This is a genomic window from Archangium sp., assembly GCF_036277355.1.
GTDB lineage: Bacteria > Myxococcota > Myxococcia > Myxococcales > Myxococcaceae > Archangium.
In genome coordinates, this window is the sequence record NZ_DASUNC010000024.1 from 17,508 (window position 1) to 41,482 (window position 23,975).

General features: G+C 68.3%; 23 protein-coding genes. 17 read left to right on the forward strand and 6 right to left on the reverse strand.

From position 1 onward, the window contains the following. Nucleotides 1-6: 6 nt before the first annotated feature. The 3 genes from VFZ09_RS06475 to VFZ09_RS06485 all read right to left on the reverse strand — a co-directional run bounded on the left by VFZ09_RS06475 (nt 7) and on the right by VFZ09_RS06485 (nt 2,520). Nucleotides 7-630 carry a glutathione S-transferase family protein gene (locus tag VFZ09_RS06475; protein ID WP_329726601.1) on the reverse strand — a complete coding sequence of 208 codons (624 nt, stop codon included), beginning with the start codon at nt 628-630 and terminating at the stop codon, nt 7-9. 120 nt (nt 631-750) lie between these two features. Further along, nucleotides 751-1,362: a hypothetical protein gene (locus tag VFZ09_RS06480; RefSeq protein WP_329726602.1), complete on the reverse strand. Its 612-nt coding sequence runs from the start codon at nt 1,360-1,362 to the stop codon at nt 751-753. Nucleotides 1,363-1,485: 123 nt separating this feature from the next. After that, the gene (locus tag VFZ09_RS06485) at nt 1,486-2,520 is read right to left on the reverse strand and encodes a hypothetical protein (protein ID WP_329726603.1); all 1,035 of its coding nucleotides are present in this window, start codon (nt 2,518-2,520) and stop codon (nt 1,486-1,488) included. Between the two features lie 116 nt (nt 2,521-2,636). Here VFZ09_RS06485 and VFZ09_RS06490 point away from each other — a divergent pair, with 116 nt between their 5' ends. The 5 genes from VFZ09_RS06490 (at nt 2,637) to VFZ09_RS06510 (ending at nt 10,341) form a co-directional block, all read left to right on the forward strand. Further along, nucleotides 2,637-3,662 carry an aldo/keto reductase gene (locus VFZ09_RS06490; protein WP_329726604.1) on the forward strand — a complete coding sequence of 342 codons (1,026 nt, stop codon included), beginning with the start codon at nt 2,637-2,639 and terminating at the stop codon, nt 3,660-3,662. Nucleotides 3,663-3,828: 166 nt separating this feature from the next. Continuing rightward, entirely contained in the window at nt 3,829-7,107 is a 3,279-nt protein-coding gene (locus VFZ09_RS06495; protein WP_329726605.1) for a discoidin domain-containing protein, read from the forward strand. Nucleotides 7,108-7,224: 117 nt separating this feature from the next. After that, entirely contained in the window at nt 7,225-8,520 is a 1,296-nt protein-coding gene (locus VFZ09_RS06500) for a M20/M25/M40 family metallo-hydrolase (protein WP_329726606.1), read from the forward strand. A gap of 57 nt (nt 8,521-8,577) precedes the next feature. After that, nucleotides 8,578-9,045 (forward strand): hypothetical protein, encoded by a 468-nt coding sequence (locus tag VFZ09_RS06505; RefSeq protein WP_329726607.1) that lies wholly within the window; start codon nt 8,578-8,580, stop codon nt 9,043-9,045. Between the two features lie 9 nt (nt 9,046-9,054). Further along, the gene (locus VFZ09_RS06510; RefSeq protein ID WP_329726608.1) at nt 9,055-10,341 is read left to right on the forward strand and encodes a hypothetical protein; all 1,287 of its coding nucleotides are present in this window, start codon (nt 9,055-9,057) and stop codon (nt 10,339-10,341) included. Between the two features lie 25 nt (nt 10,342-10,366). Here the strand turns inward: VFZ09_RS06510 and VFZ09_RS06515 are convergent, their stop codons facing one another. Together VFZ09_RS06515 and VFZ09_RS06520 are read right to left on the reverse strand one after the other, a co-directional pair. Further along, nucleotides 10,367-11,206: a hypothetical protein gene (locus VFZ09_RS06515; RefSeq protein ID WP_329726609.1), complete on the reverse strand. Its 840-nt coding sequence runs from the start codon at nt 11,204-11,206 to the stop codon at nt 10,367-10,369. Between the two features lie 25 nt (nt 11,207-11,231). Beyond that, nucleotides 11,232-12,335: a hypothetical protein gene (locus tag VFZ09_RS06520; protein WP_329726610.1), complete on the reverse strand. Its 1,104-nt coding sequence runs from the start codon at nt 12,333-12,335 to the stop codon at nt 11,232-11,234. A gap of 213 nt (nt 12,336-12,548) precedes the next feature. Between VFZ09_RS06520 and VFZ09_RS06525 the strand changes: the two genes are divergently transcribed. Beyond that, nucleotides 12,549-12,980 (forward strand): nucleotide triphosphate diphosphatase NUDT15, encoded by a 432-nt coding sequence (locus VFZ09_RS06525; protein ID WP_329726611.1) that lies wholly within the window; start codon nt 12,549-12,551, stop codon nt 12,978-12,980. Between the two features lie 206 nt (nt 12,981-13,186). On the opposite strand, the gene VFZ09_RS06530 is transcribed toward VFZ09_RS06525, so the two are convergent. Beyond that, nucleotides 13,187-14,977, reverse strand: coding sequence for a hypothetical protein (locus tag VFZ09_RS06530; protein WP_329726612.1), 1,791 nt, complete (start codon nt 14,975-14,977; stop codon nt 13,187-13,189). Between the two features lie 538 nt (nt 14,978-15,515). Here VFZ09_RS06530 and VFZ09_RS06535 point away from each other — a divergent pair. Genes VFZ09_RS06535 through VFZ09_RS06585 form a run of 11 tightly spaced genes read left to right on the forward strand, consistent with a single transcriptional unit; the run spans nt 15,516 to nt 23,974 of the window. After that, nucleotides 15,516-16,370, forward strand: a complete 855-nt coding sequence (locus VFZ09_RS06535; protein ID WP_329726613.1) for an HpcH/HpaI aldolase/citrate lyase family protein — start codon at nt 15,516-15,518, stop codon at nt 16,368-16,370. A 54-nt stretch (nt 16,371-16,424) separates the two neighbouring features. Further along, on the forward strand, nt 16,425-17,657 hold the full coding sequence (locus tag VFZ09_RS06540) for an aminotransferase class I/II-fold pyridoxal phosphate-dependent enzyme (RefSeq protein WP_329726614.1): 1,233 nt from the start codon (nt 16,425-16,427) through the stop codon (nt 17,655-17,657). Between the two features lie 33 nt (nt 17,658-17,690). Next, entirely contained in the window at nt 17,691-18,221 is a 531-nt protein-coding gene (locus VFZ09_RS06545) for a MaoC family dehydratase (protein WP_329726615.1), read from the forward strand. A gap of 5 nt (nt 18,222-18,226) precedes the next feature. Continuing rightward, nucleotides 18,227-19,207 (forward strand): NAD(P)H-quinone oxidoreductase, encoded by a 981-nt coding sequence (locus VFZ09_RS06550; protein ID WP_329726616.1) that lies wholly within the window; start codon nt 18,227-18,229, stop codon nt 19,205-19,207. Then, nucleotides 19,200-19,658, forward strand: coding sequence for an aminoacyl-tRNA deacylase (locus VFZ09_RS06555; RefSeq protein ID WP_073559293.1), 459 nt, complete (start codon nt 19,200-19,202; stop codon nt 19,656-19,658). Before VFZ09_RS06550 ends, VFZ09_RS06555 begins: the two co-directional genes overlap by 8 nt. A gap of 52 nt (nt 19,659-19,710) precedes the next feature. Continuing rightward, nucleotides 19,711-19,983 carry an acyl carrier protein gene (locus VFZ09_RS06560; protein ID WP_329726617.1) on the forward strand — a complete coding sequence of 91 codons (273 nt, stop codon included), beginning with the start codon at nt 19,711-19,713 and terminating at the stop codon, nt 19,981-19,983. Then, complete coding sequence (locus tag VFZ09_RS06565) at nt 19,980-21,377, forward strand: aminotransferase class III-fold pyridoxal phosphate-dependent enzyme (protein WP_329726618.1); 1,398 nt, start codon at nt 19,980-19,982, stop codon at nt 21,375-21,377. Before VFZ09_RS06560 ends, VFZ09_RS06565 begins: the two co-directional genes overlap by 4 nt. Beyond that, on the forward strand, nt 21,377-21,793 hold the full coding sequence (locus VFZ09_RS06570; protein WP_329726619.1) for an acyl-CoA thioesterase: 417 nt from the start codon (nt 21,377-21,379) through the stop codon (nt 21,791-21,793). Before VFZ09_RS06565 ends, VFZ09_RS06570 begins: the two co-directional genes overlap by 1 nt. Next, nucleotides 21,790-22,284 (forward strand): beta-hydroxyacyl-ACP dehydratase, encoded by a 495-nt coding sequence (locus VFZ09_RS06575; RefSeq protein WP_329726620.1) that lies wholly within the window; start codon nt 21,790-21,792, stop codon nt 22,282-22,284. The genes VFZ09_RS06570 and VFZ09_RS06575 overlap by 4 nt, the downstream gene beginning before the upstream one ends. Beyond that, nucleotides 22,278-23,399, forward strand: a complete 1,122-nt coding sequence (locus VFZ09_RS06580) for a beta-ketoacyl-[acyl-carrier-protein] synthase family protein (RefSeq protein ID WP_329726621.1) — start codon at nt 22,278-22,280, stop codon at nt 23,397-23,399. The genes VFZ09_RS06575 and VFZ09_RS06580 overlap by 7 nt, the downstream gene beginning before the upstream one ends. After that, a complete protein-coding gene (locus VFZ09_RS06585) occupies nt 23,396-23,974 on the forward strand; it encodes a coronafacic acid synthetase (protein WP_329726622.1) in 579 nt (192 codons plus the stop codon). Before VFZ09_RS06580 ends, VFZ09_RS06585 begins: the two co-directional genes overlap by 4 nt. The last annotated feature ends 1 nt before the right edge of the window (nt 23,975 follow it).

Genomic DNA, 23,975 nt, shown 5'->3' on the forward strand with positions numbered 1-23,975 from the left:
GCCCGCCTACTTCTTCTTCAGCAGGGCGTCGTCGATCTCGCGGGCGCGGATGGCGGCGGGGCGGCTGTTGATGCGCGCGGCGTAGCGCTCGAAGACCGGGCGCTTGTCGATGCTGCCGAACTGCATGCCCCAGCCAATCTGCGCGCCGACATAGAGGTCCGCGGCGGTGAAGCGGTCACCGGTGAGGTAATCGCTCTTCGACAGCGCGCCCTCGAGCGTGTTGAGGACCGAGTCGAGGCTGCCGTAGCCCACCGTTCCGGTCCGCTCGGGCGGAACCTGGAAGCCCAGGGCCTTGTTGGAGACCGCCGACTCGATGGGGCCCGCGCCGAAGAACAGCCAGCGGTAGTAGGGGCCGCGCTCGCGGCTGCCCGGCGCGGGGGCCAGGCCCGCCTGCGGGAAGATGTCCGCGAGATAAGCGCAGATGGCCGCCGCCTCGGTGACCACGGTGTCGCCGTGGCGGATCGCCGGGACCTTGCCCATCGGGTTGATGGCCAGATAGGCGGGCGCCTTCATCGTCGTGCCGAACTCGAGCAGCTTGGTCCGGTACGGCTGGCCGATCTCCTCGAGCATCCAGCGGACGATCCGGCCACGCGACATCGGGTGGGTGTAGAAAACGAGCTCGTCGGACATGAGTCTCTCCCTTGGGGTTGGGGGCGCGACCCTATCCCGATTCGTGACGTCGAGTGGATCGTCAAGGCTTGGGCTTGGGGGTCCGGCGGATGGGACTGCGACTCCAACTGGCAGTCTGTTCTAATCCTGCATCATCAACGCCTGCAGTTCCGGCGGCTCCTCGCCCAGCCACTTCGGGTTGACCGCGGTGCCGTCGTAGATGGACGAGGTCTTGAAGGGCTCGTACTGGCCCCGGGCGGCGGCCTCGCGCGTCCGGGCCAGCAGGGCTTGCAGCTCCGCGTCCGAGAAGGGCTTGAAGGTACGTGCCGCCTCGAAGGCCTGGTCGAGGATGGCCATGCTGTCCACGCCCGTGATGACCACCGAGGTGGGCAGGTGCAGCGCGTAGTGCAGGCACTCGATGGCCGACACCGTCTTCGATTGGAGGATGGAGCCATTGGCGAGCGTCTTCATCGCGAGCACGCCGATGCCGTCCTTCACGAGCTCGGGCAGGACGAGCTTCGAGAAGCTGCGGAAGTGCGCGTCCATCAGGTTCAACGGCATCTGCACCGCGTCGAACGTGAAGCCGTTCTCCCGGGCCACCTCCAGCATGTACAGGTGGATGCCGCGATCGATGGCCTCGCGCACGATGCGGATGCCCAGCTTCTCGTCCACCTTGGGCAGTCCGATGTGCCAGCCCCCGATGCCAATGGCCGACACCTTCTCCCCGGTGCGGCCCAGGGTCCGATACGGCATCTCTCCGCGCCTCTCCACGTCGGCCATACATGTCCCCCACGGGTCCAATGGGACACGCTGGGGACGCGGGGCGTGTTTGGGAAGCGGGTTCGCCCGGCAGGCTGGCCACCTGCCGGGCGTGACTCACAGTTGCGGAACCCCCGTCGCGTAGGCCTTGCGGATGTCCTGCGCGCACAGGAGCGACAGCCCGCTTTCGCCTCCGGGGCCATTGGCGCGGGCGCGGGCCAGGATCATGTACTGGCTCTTCCCGGCATCCACCCACGGGTAGAACCCGAACGCTCCCGGCGAGGAGTGGCCCGTCACACTCCAGACGCCGTTCACGGACTCGCGCTCCAGCCAGTGCCCGAGCCCGTAATACGCCTGGCCCAGCGTCCACGGCGTGTAGGCCACACCGGGGCCACCGGTGTACGCGGGCACGGCGTCGGCGTTCAGCCGCACGGACATCGCATACTGGTTGTTGAGCAGGTTCTGAAGGAAGACGCGGTACTGCGCCGCGCTGCCCCAGAATCCACCGGCCACGGCGACGGAGCCCGCGGCCCGCGGCAGGCTGGTGCCCAGCTGGGCATTGAGCCAGTCGGGGACGCTGGCGATGCCCGTGCCCAGCCTCGCCCCGATGTCATCCAGGGCGAGCTTCTGCATGTGCCCCCCGTCGTAGAAGAACTGGCCGTCCCGGAGGGCGCGGTACGAGACGTTCTTGTAGCTCGGGCCGTAGCACGCGGAGACGCTCGTCCCCGTGTCTCCACAGGCGATGTCGCCGCTCTCGAGATAGCCGCTGGTGAAGTTGAGCCGTTTCTTCTCGTCCGCGCTGAGGTTCGCGTAGCCCTTGGATTGCAGATAGGCGCTCGCGTAGAGCCACTTGCTCGCGGAGGCGAGCGGCATCACCGTCGTCTCCGTCACGGTGCTGCCCCGGGAGAGGCCGAAGAGCTTCGCCGTCCCGTTGCCCAGCTCCCAGTAGAAGTCCCCGAGCGTCGTGCAGTCCGGGGAGCCGTTGGCCGTGTCCACCGCGGCCTGCTCGTACACCGTCAGGGCCGCACGCGAGGTGCCGGTGTCCGCGCCGGCGAGGGCGTCGAGGCCGTCACTCCCAGGGCCACAGCCGATGAGACCCGGCGTCAGCCACCCGCTCGCCAGGATGAGGCCCGTCTTCCACGTCCGCTTCATGCGTGATTCCTCCTTGGTGGAGCCTCCAACCCGGGAGGAAGCGCCTGGTTGCGGGCGGCATGAAAAAAAGGTTAGGCCGGGAGCCTCGCGGCGCCTGCCGCCGCAGGAGGGAAGTCATGGAATACCGCAAGCTGGGCCACAGCGGCCTGAAGGTGTCCAACCTGTGCCTGGGAACGATGACGTTCGGCGAGCCGACGGAGGGCTCGATGATGCACGGCATCTCGGCGGACGAGAAGACGTCCTTCGCCATCATGGACCGGGCGCTCGAGGCAGGCATCAACTTCTGGGACACGGCCAACGTCTACGGCAACGAAGGGCTCTCCGAGCGCGTGCTGGGCAACTGGTTCAACCGCACCCGGCGGCGCGACGAGGTGGTGGTGGCCACCAAGTTCCGCTTCCGCATGGGCAAGGGGCCCAATGACACGGGGGCCTCGCGCTATCAGATTCGCGCGGCCGTGGAGGGCAGCCTGCGCCGGTTGCAGACCGACCGCATCGACCTGTACCAGGTGCACATGCAGGACATCGACACGCCCGAGGAGGAGACGCTCCGGGCGCTGGAGGACCTGGTGCGCCAGGGCAAGGTGCTCTACATCGGTGCCAGCAATTACGCCGCATACCGGCTGGTGGACAGCCTGTGGACCAGCAAGACGCAACACCTCTCGCGCTTCGTGGCGCTGCAGGCCCAGTACAGCCTGGTGGTGCGCGAGCTGGAGCGCGAGCACGTCTCCGTGTGTGAGCAGTTCGGCCTGGGCATCCTCCCGTGGTCGCCCCTGGCCGGCGGCTTCCTGTCGGGCAAGTACCGCAAGGGCCAGCCCCCGCCGGACTCCTCGCGTCTGTCGAAGTGGAAGGACCGGCTGGCCGGCTTCGACACGCCGCGCAACTGGCGCATCCTCGAGGCGGTGGACGCGGTGGCCGCCGAGCTGTACGCCTCGCCCTCGCAGGTGGCCCTGGCGTGGCTGCTGCGCAAGCGCGCCGTCACCTCCGTCATCTTCGGCGCGCGCACCGTGGAGCAGCTCGAGGACAACCTGAAGGCCTCCGAGCTGAAGCTGGACGATGCCCAGTTCAAGCGGCTGGAGGAGGCCAGCTCCCTGGAGCTGGGCTACCCGTACGACTTCCTGCAGCGCGTCCAGGGCCGCTGGTAATCACCTCGACGACGACATTCTCTCTCGGTGAGAATGTTCAGAACCCAACAAATGAGGCCGGGGAGGCTTTTCCCCCGGCCAAGGATGCCTGGACGGAGTCTTGCTCGTCTGACATGGATTTCGCGACTAGCGGTTCTGCCCGCTTAGTCCGTGGAAGGAGCTTCTGATGAGTGATTCGTCCAACACAGCCCGTTCATCCCATCTCCATCCCTTGCGGCCACGTGCCCACCGGCGGGTCTTCCTCGAGTGGGCGCTTCCGGCGCTGGCGCTCGGCGTATTGCCGGCCTGTGGCTCGGAGGCATCGCGGCCGTCGTCGGAGGAGATCCGGGTGGATCCGCTCCCGGCCGAGGTGAGCACGCCCGCGCCGGGAACGCTGACGAACGGTCTGCTGGATTGCGCGGTGAGCCCCTTTGGCCGGCGCCTGCTGGTGGGCGGCGAGCATGAGGTCTACGTGGGCTTCCGCGCGTCCCAGGGCCATCCCTTCACCTTCTCCCAGGAGCGTGGGGGTGCTGCCGGCGCCGAGACGTTGGACCGCCTCTGGACGTTCTCCAACGCCGAGAGCGGGCGCAACAGCACCTCCCTGCATCGCACGGTGGCGGCGGACCTGAACGGAGATGGGCGCTCGGAGCTGGTGCACTCGTTCAAGGACGCCAGCAATGGTACCCAGTTCATGACCGTCACCAACCCGGGGACGGGCTCTCCCTCGGTGTCCTACTGGTACGGGTCCAATCTCAACAACTACCGCGCGACGGCGAGCGCCGCTGGAAACCTGGATCGCTCCAGCAACGCGGATGACGAGCTCGTCTGGGGGTTCATCGACTCCGACAACATGCTCCAGGTGTTCATGTTCGATGGCAGTGCCACGGGCACCATCAACCATGCGAACGGGAGTGCCCAGGGCTACTGGCGCCGCAGCACCGCGGCGGGACGTGTGGGCGTGCGCTACCTGGACATGGCGACGGGAGACCTCGACGGCGACGGCTTCGATGATGAGATCGTTCTGGCGTTCCTGGATGGGCTGTCGATGGTGCAGCTCGTCGTGCTGAAGTTCGAGTCCGGCTACACGCTGCCCAACTCCCAGGCGGTCCACTACCGGGAGCTCGCCACGACGAGCATCGGGTTGCTGGGCACGGAGACGTCGGAGCTGAAGGTCGCCGTGGGCAACATCGATGGCGACTTCAAGGATGAGCTCGTGGTGGGCTTCGGAGTCCGTGATCCGGATGTCACCATGGCCACGCAGCTGCAGCTGCGGACCTTCAAGCTGGGCCCCAGCAAGACGACGCTCAACCCGCTGTCCTCCTGGGATCGCCAGTTCCGCTTCCGCAACCTGGGGCTGGCCATCGGGGATACCGACCGGGACGGGCTGGGAGAGATCGCCCTGGCCTTCCACGGCTTCGAGTCCAGCATCACCGGGGGGCCCACCGTCATCAACATTGGCACCGGCTTCAACGCGCTGACGCTGAACGCGGAGTACAGCACCCTCATCCCCCAGAACCACCTCTACTCCCCGGCGGACTCCCGCACCTCGCTCGACTCCCTCTCGCTGGCGGTGGGAGACCTGGACAAGGATGGGATGCAGGACCTCGTCGCCGGCTTCAGGGACAGCGGGAATGCCTTGCAGCTCGTCCGGCTCGAGGACCAGCAGACCCCCGGCGCGGGCCTGCAGTTGCTCAGCTCCCGGCGGGACACGACGTTGACGTCCGCGAGCGGTATCTCGGTGGCGCTCGGCGACTGGACGGACGACTCGCTGCGCGGACACTACGAGCCGGTGACGGGCTCGACGCTGCGGTGCCAGACGGTCGTCGAGCCGCAGATCTCCTCGGCCATCTTCGTGCCGCCCTTCTGGAAGAACATCAACTGGCAGCTCAAGAGCGGCTCCATTGGTGAGTCCAGCCGGTACGGCGAGTCGAACGAGAGCTCGGTGACCACGACCTCCTCGCACTCGGTTTCTGGCTACATCGGTGGCGGGGTGGATGCGGAGGCCTTCGAGGTGGCCGTCAAGGTCACCGGTGGCTATGAGTGGTCCGCCTCGCAGACGCGCACCACGGGCAAGGCCGAGAGCCGGAGCATCACCACGGGCTGGACCAACTCCGATGACTTCGCGGTCGTCGAGAATCACACCTACAACTGCTACTCCTACCAGGTCCGTCAGGGCACGACGCCCATCGACGCCTGGGCGCGCTTCTGCGAGCTCCAGAGCATCAGCGAGGAGTCGCCGGTGCTCAATACCTGGGACGTCCAGTACAGCCCGCTCAACAACGCCAATACCTCTCAGTGGGCGCCGGTCGTGCGCGACTGGAGCAACCTGGCGCTCTTCCGAGGGGGCAGCGCGGTGCAGTCGAGCACCGACTGGGGAGGTGTCGCCTCCAGGGCCGCCGATGGCAACCTCGATGGGGTCTTCAGCCGCGGCTCGATGACCCAGACGTACCGGGAGAACACGCCCTGGTGGCAGATCGATCTCGGCTCCTCGCAGCAGGTGGGCAAGGTCCGGGTGTGGAACCGCAGCAAGAGCGATTACTGCGACGAGGGTCCCTGCCGGGAGCGGCTGCAGAACTTCTACGTCTTCGTCTCGGACACGGACTTCCGCACCATCTCCAATGATCCCAACGTGCTCAAGAACGACTCCCGGGTGCGCGTCTTCTCCTACGCGGACGTGGTCGGTGAAGTGGGCACGGTGCTGACACTGCAGCAGGGCGCGCCCGTCACGGGCCGCTACGTGCGGGTGCAGCTGGCGGGAGTCGGTATCCTCTCGCTGGCCGAGGTGCAGATCTTCGGCGCCAACCACGTCGAGCCGGACAGCTACCCCATGGCCGTGCAGGACCTGGTGAAGAACGATGGCAAGTTCGAGGCGCTGATCTACAACAAGCTCACCGCCACCGCCCAGTGGGTGTCCGTCCGGGGCAACCTGCTGTGGAATGGAGCCAACGACAACGTGCTGGGTGGCAAGACCATCGGCCCCGGGGGTGGCATCGCCTCCTGGTCGTTGATCGACGAGCGCACCAATACCCAGACGAGCGCGGACGCGAAGTCCAACACCGCGCGCGTCGGTATCTCCATGGAGGCCAGCATCGGCGCCATCAAGAAGGTCCACCTCGGAGTCGCGTACGAGTTCGCCTCGGGCGTGACGCGGAGCGAGTCGCGGACCCTCTCCTGGACCAACAGCCTGGAGCTGGGTGGCGGTGTGGGCGGCTTCCCGTCCACCATCAATGGGCAGGTGGTGCTCTGGCCCTCCCAGTGCAACTACCAGGTGCGGCCCTACTACTACGAGGTGACGGATCGCTCGAACGATGGTTTCGAGCACCGCTTCCTCGTCGTGGACTACCTGGTGCCGGATGGCCTCAACCGCGCGGCGAACATGACGCCCTGCCTCAATGGCCAGTTCAGCCCCGCCTTCGCGCCGGCGGTGGAGGAGAGGGCCACCACGCTCGAGTCCTCGCTCCGCTGACGTGACATGCCGTGACACCTCCGGAGGCCATCTCCGGAGGTGGGTTCACGAGGCCCCGCGGTCCTCGCGGCCGATCCGGGATGACTTCGCCGGAGGCATGGGGTCCAATCCGCGCCCATGCATTCGCTCTCGCTCCGTGAAGACCGCTTCCTGGAAGTGCTCCGGCGTCTCATCGCCCTGACGCCGAGGCTGCAGAACAATCCGGGCGCGGGGCTGGTGCCCGAGGAGCGGCTCGCCGCGCAGGTGGTGTTGGAGACATTGGCGCCGCACCTCCAGAGTGGCTTCATCCAGGCCGAGTCCCTGGCGGCTCCGGGCAAGGAGGCGCGGCCCAGTCTGGTGCTCACCGTGAAGGGCACGGGCGAGGGAGCGCTCGGCTTCGTGGGTGCGCACTTCGACGTCGTCCCCGCGGACGAGAAGGGGGAGGGCTGGGAGCGCAACCCCTTCGCGCTGTGGGAGGGGCCCGGGGGCGTCCTCTACGGGCGGGGTGTCACCGACTGCCTGGGCCACGTGGCGGTGCTGACGGACCTGCTGGCGCAGCTCGCCGAGCGTGGCGTGCGCCCGCGCCGGACCCTCAAGGTGGTGCTCATCTCCAACGAGGAGTCCTCGGATCTGCCGGGCCTGGGCCTGGGCTACGTGGCCGAGCAGGGGCGGTTGAAGGACCTGGCGGGCCAGCCGGTGTACTGGCTGGACAGCGCCAACTTCGGCCCCACGCTGGGCACCGGTGGCATCTCGCAGTGGGAGCTGAAGGTGACGGGCGTGGGCGGGCACTCGGGGATGCCGCAGAACTGCGTCAACGCGCTGGAGCTGGGCATGGCCGCGTCGCTGGAGCTGGCCCGCTGGTTCCACGCGCGTTTCCCTCCCACCGAGGACGAGAAGAGGTACGGCTTCCTGTCCTCGTCCAGCCTCAAGGCCACCGTGGTGGAGGGCTCCAACACCAAGGAGACGAAGATTCCCGCGGACGTCACGCTGCGCGGTGACCTGCGCCTCACGCCCTTCTACGACCTCGAGGAGGTGCGCGAGGCGGTGATGAACTTCGTGCGCGAGCTGGATGCCCGCATCGAGCGCGACGAGGTCATCCCCGGCTTCCCGCGCACCCGCACGGCGGCGGGGAAGCGCGGCTCGCTCGAGTTCCGTTTCCAGGGCGGCGGGATGGAAGGCATCGCCTGCCGGTTGGACTCGCCGGGCCTCCAGGCCCTGAAGGAAGCGATGCAGGCGGTGCGTGGCGTGGCGCCCACTCCGTTCTCCCTCACCGGCTCACTGCCGCTGGTGAGGGACCTGCAGCGTCAGGGCTGTGACGTGCAGATCACCGGCTTCGGGGAGATGGCGTACTACCACGCGCCCAACGAGCAGGCCCGGCTGGAGGACTTCCGGCAGGGCTTCTCCATCCTTCGCGAGCTGCTCGTGAGGTTGTGAGGCGGTGCGGCTGGTAGGGTAGGGCGCATGCGGCTCGATGACTCGGAACGAGATGCGGTGACCTCTCTCCTGCCCGGCGGGAAGCGGCTGCGGCGCTGGGTGTTCCTCCTGGGTGGCCTGGCGCTGGCGGGAGGCTGTGACGGAGGCGGGGCGCCCATGGAGAAGCGCCCCACTTTCACCCAGGACGTGGTTCCCCTCTTCCAGGGCTCGTGTGGCTTCGGCTCGGGGTGTCATGGCACCGCCCAGTCGGCGGGCCACGTCCAGCTCACCACCGGTACCGGAGACGCCGCCGCGCTCCTGGCCCGGTTGAAGGAGAAGAGCGTCCGCGAGCCCTCGTTGCCGCTGGTGGACCCGGGAAACCCCTCGGGAAGCTTCCTGCTGCGCAAGGTGACGGGGGACTACACGGGCCTGCCGTGCGCCTCGAGCTCCTGTGGCGAGCGCATGCCCCAGCGCAGCACGCCGCTTCCCCAGGAGTCCCTCGACATGCTGGAGCTGTGGATTCAACAGGGCGCCGTGCTCGAATAGAGGGGATTCATGAAACTCCACGCCATGGCGTCCTGGAGACTCCTCACCTGCCTGGGCCTGCTGTCCGCGGCCTCCGTGCATGCACACGGGGGCTTGATGGAGACCCAGAGCTACACCTCGCGCCGGGGACACCCGGAAGACCGGTTGATGGGCTTCACCCGGGGCACGCTCATCTCCCGCGACGGCGGCGCCGCCTGGCGCTGGGTGTGCGAGGAGGCCATGGGTTATGGCAGATGGCCTCCGGAACGCTACGTGTGGCTCTCGGGGGGAGACATCCTCACGGCCACCGGCAAGGCGCTGCTGCGCTCGCGCGATGGCGGGTGCACCTGGGCTGCCTCCACGGCGTTCCAGGACGCCTGGGTCTCCAGCCTCGCCGAGCACCCCACGGATGACTCCCTGCTCTACGTGGCCACGGGAAGGCCCGCGGTGACCAACCTCCTGTACCGCTCGCGGGATGGCGGGGAGACGTGGTCGCCCACCTCGCTGAGCCGTGATGCCGTCTTCTCCGCGGTGCGCGTGGCCCCTTCCGACCCGAAGCGCCTCTACCTCAGCGGCTGGAAGGGCTACGCCATGTACCTCTTCCGCAGCGGCGACGCGGGCGAGACCTGGGAGGACCTGCCCCAGTCATTCCCCACGGAGCTCGAGGGCGCGTATGACTTGAAGCTGCTGGCGGTGAGCCCCGCGAATCCAGACGTGCTGTGGATGCGCGTGTCCTCGCGGACTCCGGCGGGCGGCATCCTCTACACCGTGCTGCGCAGTGACGATGGGGGCCGCACGCTCACGTCCGTGCTGGCGCAGGAGGACCCGCTCGTCGACATGGACGTCTCGGCCGATGGCCGGACCACCTGGGTGGCCACCTACACTCACCTGTACCGGGGGCGCGAGGGCGAGTCCTTCCTTCCGTTGTCCCAGCCCACGGGCAATGCGTGCGTGACGCGCGAGGGCGATGCTCTCTTCGCCTGCGGCTCCACCTGGGTGCACGAGTGGGCCCTGGCTCGCAGCACCGACGAGGGCACGTCCTGGGAGCCCCTCTTCAGCCTTCGCGGTGTGCAGGGCGTCCACCAGTGCCCGGCGGGCACGCCCGTGAGGGAGCTGTGCACGCCGTTGTGGCCTCAGCTCGCGCAGGAGCTCGGCGCAACCGTCTCGCCCGCTCCAACGGACGCTGGAGTGCCCGACGACGAAGTACCTCCGAAGCCGGACGGGTGCGGTGCCGCGGCCGGGAGCGCGGGGATGGCCCCGCTGCTCCTGGTGGCCCTGTTGCGCCGACGCGCGCGGGGAACGCCGCGCCCCAGGTGAGTCCTGGAGCGCGGGTCCTTCCTTGCTACGGGCAGGGCGAGCCCAACACGTAGCCCGCCTTGCAGATACACCGGCAGAACGCATCCTCCCCGGGCACGTTGCAGGCGGGGCGGACGGTGAGGGTCTTCTGGAGGACCTTCTTCTCCAGGCGATCCTTGAGGATGACGACGAGCTCGTACTCCTGGTCGTAGAGGTCCCTGCTGGACCACTGGTTGGGGCACAGCGGGATGTTGGAGAACGAGGCGTCGTCCGCGTCGATGTTCGAGCCCCGGCCGTCCGGATGCCGCTGCAGGTTGGCGGTCCGTGCGTCGAGCTGGACCCTGCCGGTCGGGATATCCCTCAGCGCGCCCAGGATTTTCACACCACAGGGGTCGATGTTGACCACGTCGTACACGCCGACGAACGACACCCGCCCGCCCTGGATCGGTTCGATGACGGTGAGGGTGCTCCCCGTGGTGAGCGGTGAGGACGTCCAGTCAGGCCCCAGCGCCTTGATCTTGAAGTCGAGCGCCCCATTGGGATCCCCCAGGTAGGGGACGCCGCACGTTGTATCGGGAATGGTGCCCGCGTCGGTCGTCGTCCCCGCATCCGGAGTGGACCCCGCGTCGGGAGCCGTGCCCGCGTCGGGAGTGATGGACCCCGCGTCCTCGGCCGTGCCCGCGTCGGGCGTCGTCCCCGCATCGGGGATGCCCGCGTCCTGGTTCGAGCCCGCGTCCTGGTTCGAGCCCGCGTCTTGCCCGGTGCCCGCGTCCGGGTTCGAGCCCGCGTCCTGGCTGGTTCCCCCGTCTTGCGTGGAGTCGCCGCCATCCGGGTCACAGCTCATGACCAGACAGAGCGACAGCAGGACGACGGGAACGGACTTCATGAGATGCACTCGCATTGCGGCCCCGTCAGAAGCAGTTCACGTTGTCCTGCTTCGGGTAGTAATAGATGAAGGCATTGCAGTGCTCGTTCTGATCCACCTGCGGTCCGAAGGTGTAGCAGCAGTCGAGCAGCCGGTCGGGAGTCGAGTACTTCTTCTTGTCGAACTCATCCAGGGCCGCGCAGCCCACGGGAGGAGGCGTCCACTCGTAGTTGCACGTGTACCAGATGCCACTGCCCGCGGGCAGCGTGAGGTCCAGCTCGGGCGAGCGCTTCATGGGGGGATCGTCCCACACCTCCGAAGTGTAGAAGCGCTGGTCCTCCGGAGGCCGCTCGAGGCTCATGCCATCCCAGGCGTAGATGCGGAACTCCTTGCCGCGGCTGTGGAAGTGGCCGTTGGCTCCGATGATCTGCACGGGCGTCTTGTTGTTGAGATTGCAGGTCCCATCGAAGGTGGGCGTGGGGTTCTTCGTGCAGACGCGGATGGACTGCTTGGTGGCGAAGATGGTGCCCAGCTCGTGCTTCACCTGCTCCTTGGGGATGACCCAGAAGTTCACCCACACCCGGCCGTAGTTCTGCGGCGTCTTCTGGGTGGAGGCGTTGACGAAGTGCGACTGCAACATCAACCACTCCTCCGGTTGGATGACATTGGCCACCCCCTCCGGATACGTCCAGTCGATGGTCCCATCCTGCTGGGTGTTGGCCAGCAGGGGCCAGTCCGCCCAGTTGGCGCTGTTGAAGCAGGGGCCCGAGCCGTTGGAGGCCGGCTGGAACTCACCATTGGCCGGGTCCAGCCCCACGATGGTGCGCACCCGGTAGATGTTCATGTGGTGCGAGCCATCCCGCTGGGAGATCTGGATGCGGTGCAGGTTGATGGGCTCGGTCGGCGACATGCCGTTGGCCGCCGCGATGTCTCCCGCCTTGAAGAAGTAGCAGTCCTGCTGCTCGACACCCTGGGGGACCTCGGTCTCCCGGGTGATGTACTGGAACCCCTGACCCGCGGGCACCGGGTCCAGCGCGAAGGCATCCGTCGGGACGGGGTCCGTCGGGCCGGGGTCCGGGGGGTCCACGGTGCTGGGACAGGCCGTGTTCGTCAGGGCCAACAGCGAGAGCAGGGCAAGCGGTCTTCTCATGAGTGCTCCTCGGGTAGAAGCGGTCGGGTCGACCCACGAGCATCCTGTACTTCCCCTCGAAAAGCACCCCCACACGGGGCCATGGACGGGACTCTCACGAACTGGGAAAAGCATATCCCATCTTGGGAATCGTTGGCATCCTGGAAAGCCCCGCTTCCGACCTCGCGGGCCAGGAGAGACAAGTGTGACTGAGTGTCACGAGGGGGTGCGCACATGAGCCAGAAACCGGAGCACCCGAGCGTCGGGCTCGGGGTCATCATCCAACGAGGGGAGGAGATCCTGCTGGGCCAGCGCAAGGGCTGGCAGGGCGGCCTCTACTCCATTCCTGGCGGGCTGCTGGAGCCGGGCGAGACCTTCGAGGAGGGCGCCATCCGGGAGGTCCGGGAGGAGACGGGTCTGGAGTTGCTCCACCCCAGGGTCATCGCCGTCACCAACAACCTCGAGACCTTCCGGCGCACGGGCAAGCACCACGTCTCGGTCATCCTGCACACCCGGCGGTTCCGCGGAGAGCCCGGGGTGATGGAGCCCGGCAAGTGTGAGGGGTGGGGCTGGTACGATCCTCGCCAGCTTCCCGAGCCCCACTTCGAGGCGAGCAGACGCGGGGTGGCGTGTCTGCTCCGGGGAAGCTTCTACGAGCGCGACTGAGCGCGCTGGCCCCGCAACGCACGAGTCGCCAGCGGTGGGTGTCCCGTCCGCTGGCGGCTCGTTCCGCCGAGGGTGCTCTACGTCAGGCGACGGCGTACAGGCGGCAGTTGCCGCCACCATAGAAGCCGCCAGAGATGGCCAGACCGCCGCGGATGTTCGTCTTGATCTTCATTGTGTGTGCTCCTCGTGGGTTGTTCGCTTCATCTCTATTGAGCGTGGGAGGGCGTGTTTGTGATTCGCGTGGTTTTCTCCGTATTTTCGACGGAGAGGCCCAGCTCATCCCGGAGCAGCTCCAGCAGATCCGGCAGCGGACGCATGATGCCGGTGCGCAGCTGGTGGCTGAGCGAGAGATCCACGCTGGAGAAGCTCCGCTCCGGGTGGGGGCGCTGGAGCAACGCATTGACCTGGTGCTGAACCCCCTCGATGGCGCGCAGCACCGGGCGCTCGATGGACAGGTACTCCGCCAGGGCGTCCGCGAGGGTATCGAGGACGCCGCTCCGGGCCTCCGAGGGAGCGTCCGCGCGTGAGCGGAGCAGCTCCCGGAGCCGCTGGCGGGTCTGTTCATCCACCGCGTCCCTGGCGGGGATGAAGGCGTCCTGGAGGTGCCGTGGCGTGTCCTCCCGGAATCCTCTCAGGGTGCGCAAGGTGTTCTCGTACTGCTCGACGCGGCGGGACTCGACCCGGTCCCGGTTGGAGGGCTGGCTCAGTCCCGTGGTCGTGATCAACTGCCAATCGCTCTCGACCCGGGCGCGCAGCCGGCCCAGCAAACCACCCGGCTCCTCCACCTGGAGGAGCGCCGTGCGCATCTCGTCGTAGACCTCGCACATGCGGCCCCAGAGGGTGAACTGGAACAGATAGAGCAGGAACCCGAGCATCCCGTAGTCCATGGCCTCGGGGATGGCCGCTGCCCACTTGGGCAGGGGCGTGGGTGGACCCGCCACGGGCTTGCCATCCATCAACGTCGCGAAGAACTCCTCCACCATGTGCGGAGGGCCGGCGCAGACGCCGCGGCTCGAGAGGAACTGATTCTCATGCTCGCTGATGCGGTACAGCTCGGCCGGCGAGATGGGCGTGTCGTACGGCATCGGCTCTCCCGGGTGGTAGAGCAGATAGGACGTCACCATCCGCACCCCATCCGTCACCCGGAACATGGAGGACAGGATGGGATCCAACCCGCCGTTGGAGACGGGGTCGTGGCCGCGCATCAGCAACAGGGTGGGCAGGGCCAGCACGGCGTAGGAGACGGCGTGGAGATCCCCGAGCCGCCAGCGCCCATCCGGGAGCAGGGGACGGCGGCGCAGGAACTCCTCGCGGACCGCGAGCACCCCCTGCAGCACGGCCTTCCAGTGCCGCGTCATGGCCCGGAGCGCCGTCACGTTCATCATCGCCTCGTCCCGGAAGCGGCTGCCCGGGTAGGGACACGCCTTCCACTCCGTCGGGAGCTTCATGCGCATGGCCTCCGGGAAGACGTTCATCTCCCCGACATGGCGGCCCTCCGCGTCGAACGCCGGGTGGGCCACGCGATGCAACGGGAGCACCGCCTCGAGGAAGCCCAGCTCCAACGGACGCCCCGTCAACCGCTCCATGACGCGGGCGCAGTCCGGGTTCCACCACAGGGGCTCGGTGGGCGCTTCCCGCCGGTCCTCGGTCTCCAGGAAGCGCTGATGAAGCTCGGCCCGGGGTGAGGGCTTCGGGGCCTCGCGCGAGAGGATCTCCTCGGCCAGGAGGGCCTCGAGCAGCTCCCTCACGCGCTCCCAGGGGTAGGGCGCTCCCTCGCTCCACGTGGTGGCGCTGCCGGCCATGAACTGGTCCTGCTGGAGCAGGGCCTCTCCGAAGGAGTGCAGGTCCGGCTCGTCGATCGTGATCTCCTTGATGCCGAAGAAGAGGTGCAGCTCCCGGTTGCCCTCGGGGGTGGTGACGTACTCGCGCGTGAAGCGACGCCGCATGGGCACGTACAGCGTCTCGTGGGGCTCAACGGATACGGCTTCCTGACTCATGCGGGGGGCTCCTGGGAGCGAGCCCGGGAGTCTCAGGCGCGGAAGGGCTGCTCCAGCTGGGTGTGGTTCATGCGGAGTGAGCACCGGCCCGGCGTTCGTGATGCGAGCAGGACCGCTGGACGCACGCCTGCCTGGAGGGCGGGCGATCGCTGGCACCGCGAGGACGCCAATGACTGTCATGTCGAGACGGCTGCCATCGCGAGACGTGAGATGTCTGGTTTGGCGGGGGGAACCGGCCCGGCGGCGCCTACCACATCCGCCACCCGGGAGGTCAATGCGCGACGCGTTGGTTTGGGGCCGGTTTCCACTCTGTGGAGAGGCGGTCACGAGGTGGAAAATTCCATCAAAGACAGGCCGTGGTGGGGAGGCGCGGCATGGGGGTCTGCCCGCCTTGACGCCGCGCGAAATCAAGGGTAGCCAGACAGTCGGCAAATCAACGAATGCCGCGTAACCGCCAGAGTTCGTGTTTCCAGGCGGTGGGCCGCCCTGGGGGACGGGTGAGGCGGGGCAGTCCTCTCGCCCTCGGAGGCAGCCAGCCATGAGATTCACCACGTATTGCCGCTCCATCCTGTTCACCCCGGCGCTGGCGGTCGAGCGTTTCGCCCGGGGGCAGCAGTCCGGTGCAGACATGAGTCTGGTGGACCTGGAGGACTCCGTGGCCGCGCCCTTCAAGGACGCCGCGCGGGCCAAGGCCGAGGCCTTCTTCACCGCGCCGCGCACCGCCTCCGGTTCCGGCCGCCGGGCCGTCCGCATCAACTCCATCACCAGGCCGGAGGGCCTGCGCGACCTGCTCGCCATCCGCGACTACGCCGTCAAGCCGGACGTCATCATGCTGCCCAAGACGGAGTCGCCGCGCGACCTGGAGATCGTCGAGCAGGTGCTCGGCTCCCAGGGCGCCCAGGTGGACCTGCTCGCGCTGGTGGAGACGGCCCGGGGCATCGAGAACGTGGACGCCATCTCCCGGGCCACGCCGCGGCTCAAGGGCTTCGTCTTCGGCTCGGCGGACTTCTCCTTCAACATCGGCGCGTCCCTGTCCTGGGAGCCCCTGTACTACGCGCGTGCGCGGCTCGTCACCGCCGCGCGCGCCGCCAACCTGCACGTCATCGACTCGCCCTTCTTCGACATCCCCAACGTGGAGGAGCTGCGCCGCGAGGTCTCGCTCGCCCGGAACATGGGCTTCAGCGGCAAGGTGGCCATCCACCCGGGGCAGATCGAAGTCATCCAGCCCGGTTTCTCCCCGGACGAGCGCATGCTGGCCAAGGCCCGGAAGATTCTGGCCGAGAGCCAGGCCAAGGACTTCAACATCGCCGTCGTGGATGGGACCATGATGGGGACCCCGTTCATCGAGGCCGCCCGGCGGATGCTCGAGGAGTTCGGGAATCGCGAGGGCTGAGCCCCGCGCCCCGGCAGCACCACACACGTCAGCCACCCTTTGAGAGGAGTCTCCATGGAGTCGAGCACCGCCCCGAACGTCGTGGGCCCCCGGCAGTACCGCAACAACGAGAAGATGATCGCCGTGGGCGACCGCGGCTGGTTGCGCGCCGCCGAGGACGGGCTCATCGGCATCAAGGTGGACTTCGACTCCAACAACCGGCTCATCGACACGGCGCACAACCACGAGTTCATGGTGCTGTGCTCGTGCTCGTACCTCGGGCTCAACCACCACCCGAAGATCCTCCAGGGCGCCATCGACGCGCTCAAGGAGTGCGGCACCACCAGCCTGTCGCTGTCCACCGTGCGCATCCGGCCGAACCTGCTGGTGCGCCTGGAGGAGGAGCTGAGCTCGCTCTACGGCGGCCCGGCCCTGCTCGGCGCCTCGTGCAGCGCGCTGTCCTCCGGCATCCTGCCGCTCATCGCCTCGGGCCACCTCACCGAGGATGGCAAGCCGCGCGTGATGGTGTTCGACCGCTTCTGTCACTTCTCCATGGCCTACATCAAGCCCATCTGCGGCGATGAGAGCCTGACGCTGACGAGCCCCCACAACGACCTCAACTTCCTGGAGGACGTCTGCAAGAAGTACCCGCGCGTGGCCTACGTGGCCGATGGCGCCTACTCCATGGGCGGACTGACGGCGCTCGAGGGGCTGCTCCAGCTCCAGGAGCGCTACGGGCTCTTCCTCTACTTCGACGACTCGCACTCGCTGTCCATCACCGGCAAGAACGGTGAGGGCTACGTGCGCTCGCGCATGAAGATGAACCCCTTGACGCTCATCGTCGCCTCGATGGCCAAGGCGTTCGGGACGTCCGGTGGCGTGGCCATGCTGGGCAGCGACAAGATCTTCGACTTCGTCAACCGCAACGGCGGTCCGCTGGCCTGGTCGCAGAACATGCAGATTCCCTCCATCGGCGCCTCGCTGGCGAGCATCGCGCTGCACCGCTCGCCCGAGCTGGGGCAGCTCCAGGAGAAGCTGCAGCGCAACATCGCCCTGTTCGACCGGGAGTTCCCCACGAAGCTGGCGGGCAACGGCATGCCCGTGCGCCTGCTCCCGGTGGGCGAGGAGGAGAAGGCCGTCCGGCTGTCCAAGGAGCTGTACAAGCGGGGGTACTACTGCTCGGCGGTGTTCTTCCCCATCGTCGCCAAGGGCGAGGCGGGCGTGCGCCTCATGCTGCGCGCGGACATGGACGAGGCGCAGGTCCTCGCCTTCTGCGCCACCGTCAAGGAAATCGTCGCCCACTTCTGACCCCCGCCCGCGGCGGCGCGAGGACGAGCCCTCATGGATGGCACCGGCATCACGGGATACAAGCAGGTCGGACCGCAGCGGTACCGCGAGGTCATCGGCTTCTACTTCGAGGACTTCACCGTGGGGGATGTCTTCGAGCACCGTCCTGGCCGGACGGTGACGGAGGCCGACAACCTCCTCTTCAACCTGCTGAGCATGAATCCGTCGCCGCTCCACATCGACGCGGCGTATTGCGAGGAGACGCAGTGGGGCAAGCCCCTCATCTCCTCGCTGGTGACGTTCAGCATCGTGTGCGGCATGAGCGTGCGCAGCACGAGCGGCCGGGCCGTGGCCAACCTCGGCTGGGATAAAATCCGCCTCACGCACCCCGTCTTCGCGGGGGACACGCTCTACGCGGAGAGCCGCATCCTGGCGAAGCGGCCCTCCGAGAAGCGTCCGGGCGAGGGGATCATCACCTGCGAGACGGTGGGCCTCAAGGCGACGGGTGAGAAGTTCCTCTCGTTCGAGCGCAGCTTCCTCGTGCCGACGCGCGAGAAGGGTATCGAGGAAAAGGCGGGGTACTGAGCACCATGCGAGCCGTTGTCTACGAGGGCTCTGGCGGGCCCGAGGTGGTGAAGCTGCGCGAGGTCCCCAAGCCGGTGGCCACGGGGGACCTGCTGTTGGTGAGGGTGCACGGCAGTGCGCTCAACCGCGCGGACATCCTCCAGCGCCAGGGCATCTACAAGGTGCCCGAGGGCCAGTCGGCCATCCCCGGCGTGGAGATCGCCGGCACGGTGGAGGACTGGGGCGAGAACGTGAAGGGCTTCGTCCGGGGACAGCGCGTCTACGGCGTGGTGGAGGGCGGCGCGTTCGCCGACTACTGCCTGCTCGACCAGGGCATGGCCAACCCCATCCCCGAGTCGTTTGGTTTCCGCGAGGCCGCGGCCACCGCGGAGTCCTTCCTCACGGCCAATGAGACGCTGTTCGCGCTGGGCGGGCTCCAGCCCGGGCACTCGGTGCTCGTCCACGCGGGCGCCAGCAGCATCGGCACCACCATGGTGCAGATGATCAAGCACATCGGGGCCACCGCGTACTGCACCGTGGGCTCACAGAAGAAGGTGGAGGCCCTGCGCGCCATCGGGGCGGACGAGGCCCTCAACTACAAGGAGCAGGACTTCGCCCGCGAGGTGATGCGGCTGACCCGGGACGAGGGCGTCGAGCTGGTGATGGACTTCATCGGCGGCGCGTACCTGGAGCGCAACCTGTCCCTGCTCAAGCACGAGGGCTGCCTCGTGGTGGTGGGGTTGCTGGACGGGATGTCGGCCGGGTTGGACCTGCTGAAGGTCGTGCAGCGCCGGTTGCAGATCAAGGGCTCGTCGCTGCGGCTGCGGCCGATGAACGAGAAGCGCCAGGTGAACGCGCACTTCCGCCGGCGTTGGGCCGAGGTGCTCGCCCGGGGGCAGCTGACTCCCGTGGTCCACGCCGAGTACCCGCTGGAGCGGTTCTCGGAGGCCCAGGCGGAGATGGAAGCCAACCGCAACATCGGGAAGATCGTCCTGAGCCATGGTTGATTTGAAAGACTTCCTGGCGCGCGAGGGCGTGGACGCGCAGCTCATCGAGCTCCAGGTGCCCATGAAGACGGCGGATGCCGCGGCGCAGCAGCTCGGCATTCCCGTGGGCGGCATCTTCAAGTCGCTCGTGCTCCGCGCGGACACCGGCGAGGTGCTGGTCGCCGTGCTGCCGGGCGACAAGCGCGTGGACTTCAAGGCCGTGGCCCGCGTGGCGGGGTGCGCCAAGGTGTCCTTCGCCAGCGAGGAGCTCGCTCTCCAGGAAACGGGGTATCCTCCCGGCGGCACGCCGCCACTGGGTTACCCCAAGCCCCTCCGCGTCATCCTCGATGAGGCGGTGCTCCAGTACCCCGAGGGGTATGGCGGTGGCGGCCGCCCCGAGCTGTTGCTCCGGATCCGGCCCCAGGAGTTGTTGCGCGTGACGAAAGGCACCCTCGGGTGCGTGAGCCGGTAGGGCTCCGAAGAGAACCCTGAAGACACTCCCCCCAAGCGAGGATTCGCACACCATGAAGAACGAAGCACTGACATCCAGCCTCAAGAAGATCCTGGTCACCAACCTCTTCGTGGAGATCCCCGAGGACCAGATCGGCCTGGACGATGGCCTGCAGTCCGTCATCGGCCTGGACTCGGTGGGCTTCCTCGAGCTGCGCGTCATCTGTGAGGACCAGTTCAAGATCCGCATCTCCGATGAGGACTTCAACGCGGACACCTTCCGGACCGTGAACCAGCTGGCGTCGCTCATCTCCAACCTCCAGGCCGCGCAGGGAGTGGCGCAATGAAGGTGCCCGCCGTGGGCGAGAGGCTGAGCCCCCAGGACGTGGAGCGGCTGCGCGCCGGCATGGCGCTGCAGATGGACCACTATGCCGGTGGGCGTCTGCCGTTCTCCTGTCTCCAGGCGCGCGGGCTCGTGCAGCACATGGTGCCGCTCGAGGGTCCGGACGCGGGCCTGGTGCTGGAGGTGATGGATGCGAGCGGCGGTTACGCCAGTGCCTGTCTGGGCGCCGGCCACCCCCGCATGCAGCAGGCGCTGCGCGAGGGCCTGGAGAGCAGCGGCTACGTCACGGACGAGCTGGGCTCGCTGGCGCGCGTGCAGTTGCTGGAGGAGCTGTTCGGCCCGGGTGGACTCTGGGCGGACCGCTTCCCGGGCGACCAGTACCACGCGAGCGGCCGCAACTCCGGCTCCGAGGGTCTGGAGCTCGCGCTGCGGCTGGTGTTGGAGTCCGGCTTCGACCGGCGCCGGCTGTCGCCGAAGGCGGGCCGTGAGGGCCGGCGGACCATCCTGGCCTTCGAGGGTGCCTGGCACGGGTGGACGGGCGGTCTGCTCAGCCTGCTCAACCGCCGGCACTATCGCCTCGGTCTGCCCCAGCCGAGCACCGAGGCTCCCTACGGTCTGGAGGTGTCCTTCCTGCCGTACGCCGAGCCGGAGATCCTCGAGCGCTTCTTCGCCGAGAACGGCGGCAAGCTGTCCGCCGTCTTCGTGGAGCCCATCCAGGGTGATGGCGGCATCATCGTGCCTCCTCCCGGCTACCTGCGCCGGCTGGCGGCGCTGTGCCGTGAGCACGAGGTGCTGCTCGTGGCCGACGAGGTGCTCACCTTCGCCAAGACGGGCCGGTTCTTCGGCATGACGGACGAGCAGGGGCCCATCCCCACCGACATCACCGTCATCGGCAAGAGCCTCGGCATGGGTGTCGTCTCCACGTCCATGGTCATCGCCCGGCGCGAGCTGTCCGTGCGCTCCAGCGGCGCGGTGTCCACGTCGGACCTGCGGCCCCTCACCAGCGCGGTGCTGCGCTCCGGTCTCCAGTACCTGGTGGAGGAGAAGCTCGTCGAGCGCGCCGGTCCCCTGGGCGAGGAGCTGCGCGGCCGGCTGAAGAAGGACGTGGTGGAGGCCTTCCCCGAGCTGTTCCGCGAGGTCCGCGGCCTGGGCTACATGAATGGCATCGAGCTGACCGAGAAGTCCGCGGGTGCCCTCAACAAGCTGCGCACCCGGGTCATCGAGGCGGGCGCCTTCGTGGAGTTCATGGCCGGCGCGGGCAAGCGCTCGCACGGGCTGCGCTACACGTTCCCCGCCATGCGCATCGCGCCGCCCCTCATCGCGGGCGCGGATGACCTGCGCGAGCTGGTCGCGCGCATCCAGAAGGGCGTCCGGAAGTTCGCCGAGGGGACGCCGTAATGGAAGTGCGTCATCGCGTCGAGCACGTCGACACCGATGCCGCCGGCGTCGTCCACTTCTCCCGCTACGCCTCTCTGATGGAGACGGCGGCGCTGGACGAGCTGGAGCGCCGGAGCGTCGGGCTCGGCGTGTTCGAGGCTCAAGGGCTCGAGCTGCGCGTGAGGGACTTGCGGATCACCTACCGCAACGCCGCGCGCTTCCGGGACGTGATGCTGCTCGTCCCGGCCCTGGAGAACGTGGGGCCCGCGAGCCTCAAGGTCGTGGTGAAGGTGTACCGCGAGGGCACCGGTCCCGAGCCCGTGTTGCTCGCCTCCGGCAGTCTGGATCTGGCCGTCGTCAACCATGAGAGTGGAGCACCCGTATGCATCCCGGAAAACCTGAAGGCCGCGCTGCAGCAGCAGGCCCCGTCCCCGTGAGCGCCACGCCCGCGAACGAAGTGCGTCAGCCCAAGCCCCTGGGCTTCACCGAGCTGCGCAAGTGGCTGCGGCACCGCCACCCGATGGTCCTCCTGGATCGCATCACGGACCATGAGCCCGGCAAGTTCCTCGAGGCGCTCATCTCCATCTCGGGCAACGTGGACTGCATCGCCGGCCACTTCCCCGAGCGCGCCATCTACCCGGGCAGCAACCTCATGCAGGCCAATGCCCAGGCCGGCATCATCCTCTACCAGATGAGCACCTCCATGCTGGCCGAGGACGAGCTGACGCTGATCGGCTCGGTGGACTCGCGCTTCTTCAAGGTCGTCGTGCCGGGAGACCAGATCGTGTTGCGGATTACCGCCAACCGCCTGGTGGGCAACATGTTCCAGTACTCCGGGAAGATGACGGTGGGCGGCAACCGCGTGGCGGCGTTCCGCGCCAGTCTGGTCCGCACCAAGGTTTCGGAGCTGGGCTCGCCCCTATGGTAACGCCCGTCGCCGTGACCGGCGCCGCGTGGAGCACGGCGCTCGGCAATGGACTCGACGAGGTGTGGCGCCGGCTGCTGGCGGGCGAGCACGGCTTCGTGGAGATCCCTTCTCCGCATCGTCTGCGCAACGGGCTGGCCGCGGTGGTCCGCCCCTCGGAGGACGCCCCCGCGCCCCGCCTGCGCCGTCTGGCGGTGGAGACGCTGGGCCGTGCCCTGTCCGAGGCCGGTCTGGCGACGGGTGGTTCCAACGCGCGCTTGGTGCTCGGAACGAGCCTGGGCGCGTATCTCGATGATGCGCAGGAGCGGGAAGGTCCGCTCCACGCCTGGGTGGAGGAGGTCGCGCGGACGGTTGGCTCGACTGCTCCGCCCGTTGCCATTTCCACCGCCTGCTCCTCGGGGGCGGATGCCATCCTCGTGGGCGCGGAGTTGATTCGCGCCGGGCTGGCCGAGGTGTGTGTCTGCGGCGGCGTGGATGTGCTCGCCCAGAGCAAGCGGCTGGCGCACTCGGCGCTCTCCACGATGTCGCCCACGCGGCTGCGCGCCTTCGACCAGGGCCATGACGGCATGCTGCTCGGCGAGGGGGCGGGTTTCCTCGTGCTCGAGTCCATGGCGCATGCCCAGGCGCGTTCGGCGCCGGTGTTCGCCGTCTTCCGCGGCGCTGGCTCGGCCAATGACGCGGCGAGCATGACGTCTCCCGACCCGTCCGCCGCGGGGGCCCGGTTCGCCATCTCCCGCTCCATCACGGACGCGGGGCTGTCCCCCAGCGATATCGGCCTCATCAACGCGCATGGCTCGGCCACGCCCCTCAATGACCGGGCGGAGGCGGAGGCCTTCCGGGCCGTCTTCGGCGCGAGCGCGGCTCCGCTCGTGTTCGCCACCAAGGGGGCCTTCGGGCACAGCCTCGGCGCCACCGGCGCGCTGGAGGCCATCGCGCTCATCCTCGGGCTGCGCGAGGGCGTGGTTCCTCCCGTCGTCGGCCTGGAGCAGCCGGACCCCGACTTCCCCTGTCCTCTCCCCGTGGGCAAGCCGGTCCGCCATCAGGCCCGCTTCGGCTTGAGCCTGACGCTCGGGTTCGGAGGCTTCGATACCTCCCTCGTCTTCGAGGTGCCGCGATGAGCCCGTCCGTTCCTGGAGAGAGCGCGCTCGTGCTGTCTGGCAGCGCGGTGGCGCGCGGGGAGGCGTCCAACCCGTATGCGGCCCGGGTGAAGACGATCGTTCGGTATGCGGACCCCATGGCCTGGGCCCTGGTGCTCGCCGTCGGTGAGGCCACGGCGCCCCTGGGCGAGGCCTTCCAGGCCGCCAAGGACCGGTGCTCGCTCATCCAGCTGGGCCCCGAGGGCCCGCGCGAGGCCATGGCCCAGGTGGCCAGCGAGGCGCAGCGCGGCTTCGCCTCTCCCATCCGTTTTCCCTCGTCCACCCCGAGCGCCCCCGCCGGCCTGGCGTGCATCGTCCACGCCCTGCGGGGGCCGACGCTCGCCCTGACCCTGCCCGTGCCGGACGGCGTGGGGACGGCCCTGGCGCTCTCCGCCGCGTGGCTCTCGCGCGGTGTCGTCGACTACGCGCTCATCGGAACCACGGCCTCCCTCCCCGGGGAGCCGCCCCACGCCGCCTGTGTCGTGCTCACCCGGGGTACGGGACCGGGCGTGGACCCGGCGCTCGTCGTGCGGACCCTCCTTCCTCGAGCCTCGTGAC

Coding starts and splice junctions, on each gene's coding strand:
- VFZ09_RS06475 (WP_329726601.1), bottom strand. CDS start 630: ATGTCCGACGAGCTCGTTTTCTACACCCACCCGATGTCGCGTGGCCGG.
- VFZ09_RS06480 (WP_329726602.1), bottom strand. CDS start 1,362: ATGCCGTATCGGACCCTGGGCCGCACCGGGGAGAAGGTGTCGGCCATT.
- VFZ09_RS06485 (WP_329726603.1), bottom strand. CDS start 2,520: ATGAAGCGGACGTGGAAGACGGGCCTCATCCTGGCGAGCGGGTGGCTG.
- VFZ09_RS06490 (WP_329726604.1), top strand. CDS start 2,637: ATGGAATACCGCAAGCTGGGCCACAGCGGCCTGAAGGTGTCCAACCTG.
- VFZ09_RS06495 (WP_329726605.1), top strand. CDS start 3,829: ATGAGTGATTCGTCCAACACAGCCCGTTCATCCCATCTCCATCCCTTG.
- VFZ09_RS06500 (WP_329726606.1), top strand. CDS start 7,225: ATGCATTCGCTCTCGCTCCGTGAAGACCGCTTCCTGGAAGTGCTCCGG.
- VFZ09_RS06510 (WP_329726608.1), top strand. CDS start 9,055: ATGAAACTCCACGCCATGGCGTCCTGGAGACTCCTCACCTGCCTGGGC.
- VFZ09_RS06515 (WP_329726609.1), bottom strand. CDS start 11,206: ATGAAGTCCGTTCCCGTCGTCCTGCTGTCGCTCTGTCTGGTCATGAGC.
- VFZ09_RS06520 (WP_329726610.1), bottom strand. CDS start 12,335: ATGAGAAGACCGCTTGCCCTGCTCTCGCTGTTGGCCCTGACGAACACG.
- VFZ09_RS06525 (WP_329726611.1), top strand. CDS start 12,549: ATGAGCCAGAAACCGGAGCACCCGAGCGTCGGGCTCGGGGTCATCATC.
- VFZ09_RS06530 (WP_329726612.1), bottom strand. CDS start 14,977: ATGAGTCAGGAAGCCGTATCCGTTGAGCCCCACGAGACGCTGTACGTG.
- VFZ09_RS06535 (WP_329726613.1), top strand. CDS start 15,516: ATGAGATTCACCACGTATTGCCGCTCCATCCTGTTCACCCCGGCGCTG.
- VFZ09_RS06540 (WP_329726614.1), top strand. CDS start 16,425: ATGGAGTCGAGCACCGCCCCGAACGTCGTGGGCCCCCGGCAGTACCGC.
- VFZ09_RS06545 (WP_329726615.1), top strand. CDS start 17,691: ATGGATGGCACCGGCATCACGGGATACAAGCAGGTCGGACCGCAGCGG.
- VFZ09_RS06550 (WP_329726616.1), top strand. CDS start 18,227: ATGCGAGCCGTTGTCTACGAGGGCTCTGGCGGGCCCGAGGTGGTGAAG.
- VFZ09_RS06555 (WP_073559293.1), top strand. CDS start 19,200: ATGGTTGATTTGAAAGACTTCCTGGCGCGCGAGGGCGTGGACGCGCAG.
- VFZ09_RS06560 (WP_329726617.1), top strand. CDS start 19,711: ATGAAGAACGAAGCACTGACATCCAGCCTCAAGAAGATCCTGGTCACC.
- VFZ09_RS06565 (WP_329726618.1), top strand. CDS start 19,980: ATGAAGGTGCCCGCCGTGGGCGAGAGGCTGAGCCCCCAGGACGTGGAG.
- VFZ09_RS06570 (WP_329726619.1), top strand. CDS start 21,377: ATGGAAGTGCGTCATCGCGTCGAGCACGTCGACACCGATGCCGCCGGC.
- VFZ09_RS06580 (WP_329726621.1), top strand. CDS start 22,278: ATGGTAACGCCCGTCGCCGTGACCGGCGCCGCGTGGAGCACGGCGCTC.
- VFZ09_RS06585 (WP_329726622.1), top strand. CDS start 23,396: ATGAGCCCGTCCGTTCCTGGAGAGAGCGCGCTCGTGCTGTCTGGCAGC.